Annotated in this window: 2 protein-coding genes and 1 pseudogene; all 3 read left to right on the top strand. The window is 73.5% G+C overall.

The features are described from left to right. Positions 1–958 (top strand): ADP-ribosylglycohydrolase family protein (locus tag AOK08_RS39000; RefSeq protein ID WP_055534918.1); only part of this gene is annotated, 958 nt, incomplete at its 5' end. A gap of 8 nt (positions 959–966) precedes the next feature. Then, positions 967–2175 (top strand): ADP-ribosylglycohydrolase family protein, encoded by a 1209-nt coding sequence (locus tag AOK08_RS38995; RefSeq protein ID WP_055534917.1) that lies wholly within the window; start codon positions 967–969, stop codon positions 2173–2175. Beyond that, positions 2163–2479: pseudogene (locus AOK08_RS38990) on the top strand (ADP-ribosylglycohydrolase family protein); the annotation flags it as partial. The gene AOK08_RS38995 and the pseudogene AOK08_RS38990, both read left to right, overlap by 13 nt.

Below are 2479 nucleotides of genomic sequence, written 5' to 3'. Positions count from 1 at the left end.
CCCCGTCCCGATCGCCCTCAACCAGCCCCCGGAACCCCTCCGACTCGGCCCCTCGGACGACGCCGAGTGGGCGGCATTCGCAGCCGAGGCCCTGCTGCGCGCCGGGGACGACACCGTGCTGGGCGACCTGAGCCGGGAGCGCCGGGCACGGGCGGCCATCGACCTGTCCTGGAACGCGGTCGCCAGCGAGGTCGCCGCCGCCGCGGACCGCGCCCCCGAGGTCGAGTCGGCGGTACTGCCCCTGCGCGCCCGTATCTCCGTGCGGGCCGGCCTCGGCAACCTCGCCGCCGGCCTGCGCCCACCCGCCACCGGCCACGACAACCCGCACTACTTCGACGACGCGGCCTGCGTAAGGGCCTGCGTACTCGCCGTGGCCCACCCGGGCGACCCCCGACTCGCCGCGGAACTGGCGGAGTTCGACGCCCACTACACCCAGGACGGCGACGGTGTGCACGGCGCCCGCGCGATGGCGGCGGCACTCTCCCTCGCACTGGCCGGCGAGGAGGTGGACGCCTGTGTGCAAGCGGCCCTCGCCGAACTGCCCGAGTGCACGGAGATCGGCCGGAACACCCGCCACGCGCTGAAGCTGGCGGCGGACACGGACGGCGCGTTCGCCCTGGTCCCACTCCTCGAACACCAGATCGTGGACCACGTCTACAGCTACGGCATCGCCGCCGCCGAGACGGTCCCGGTCGCCCTGGCACTGGCCACCGCCGCACACGGCCGGATCGCGGAAGCGGTACCCGCCGCGGCCTGCCTCTCCAGGGTCGCGGACTCGGCCCCCGCACTCGCGGGCGCCCTCACCGGCGCGCTGGGCGGCGGCGCCGCGATCCCGGCGACCTGGCGGGACGCCTGCCGCACCCTCTCCGGCTGCGCCCTCCCCCGGCTCACCGGCACCGATCTCGTGGAACTCGCCGAACTGCTGGAAACCGCACAACGGGCCGCCCCAGGAGGATGATTCGCAACATGACACCCAAAACAGAAGAAAGCCGAAAAGGCGGCAGCCGGGACGAAGGCCAAAGCCAAGCCCCCAGCCTCGGAGAGCGAATTACCGGCGCCCTCGTCGGCGCGGCCGTCGGCGACGCTCTCGGCGGCCCCGTCGAGGGCTACACCCCGGAGCAGATCCTCGAACGCCACGCGGGCCGCGTCCACGGCGTCGTCGGCCCCTGGAACGGCGACGCCTGGCGCACCGCCCGCCCGATCGCCCCGTACCACAAGGGCGACGGACACGTCACGGACGACACCCTGATGACGCACGCGCTGGTACGGGTGTACGCCCAGGTCCGCGATCACCTGGACGCGTACGCGGTCGCCGACCACCTGGTCCCGGACCTGATGACGAACCCGCGCTGGATCCCCGAGCTGGAGGCCGAGGCACTCCCTCTGCAACGGATCTTCCTGGCGGAGAAGTGGCTGGTGGCCAGGCTCCACTACGGCCACATCGACCCCCGCGAGGCGGGCGTGGGCAACATCGTCAACTGCGGTGCGGCGATGTACATGGCCCCGGTCGGCCTGGTCAACGCGGCCAACCCGGCGGGCGCGTACGCCGAGGCCGTCGAACTCGCGGGCGCCCACCAGTCCTCGTACGGCAGGGAGGCGGCGGCGGTCTTCGCGGCGGCGGTCGCGGCGGCCTGCGCCCCGGACGCGACCCCCGACTCGGTGATCGGAACGTGCCTCGCCCTGGCGAAGGACGGCACCCGGGCGGCGATCGAGGCGGTGTGCGAAGTGGCCTCCGGGTACACGGACTTCGAGTCGGCGCTGCGGCCACTGCGGGAGGCGGTGGCTCCGTACGACACGGTGGGCCCGGACTACCGCAGCCCGTCGCTGGGCGCCCGTCGCCCGTCCCGCCTCCACGCGATCGAGGAACTCCCGGTGGCGCTGGGCATGCTGGTGGTGTCGGGCGGCGACTACCGCCATTCGGTGCTGGGTTCGGTGAACTACGGCCGCGACTGCGACTCGATCGCCACGATGGCCGGGGCGATCGCCGGCGCGCTGGGCTCCGAGGTGCCGTCCGACTGGTCGAAGACGGTCGCGGAGGCGAGCCGCCTGGACCTGTGGGAACCCGCGCGGACGCTCACCGAGGTGACCCGGGAGATCTTCGAACGGGACGTACGCCGACGCCGGTCCCACGAAAGGGCGTTCGCCCTGATCGGGAGCGCGGGATGCTCCGACTGACCTGGGTCCAGCCGGAGGACCTGATCGGCCACGAGCTGCGCCAGGCGGCCCAGGACGGCCGCGAACCGAGCAGAATCGCCGCGCGCTGGCGAGCGGCGGGCGGCCCGGAGGCCCCACTCCGGGCCGGCGCGTCCCCCGCCCCGGTCTCCCGCTACCTCCGCCAACTGGCCGAAGACCTCCTGGACGAACTGTCGGACCTGCCAAGCAAGTTGACAGAAACCGAGCCCACCCCCCTCCCCCACATCCAGTCACTGTGCCCCACCTGGCCCACCAAATCTGCGGGCAGTCGTGCCGCTGGGGCGGC

The sequence above is a fragment of the Streptomyces graminilatus genome, assembly GCF_001418565.1.
GTDB lineage: Bacteria > Actinomycetota > Actinomycetes > Streptomycetales > Streptomycetaceae > Streptomyces > Streptomyces graminilatus.
This window is presented reverse-complemented; position numbering and strand designations above follow the sequence as displayed.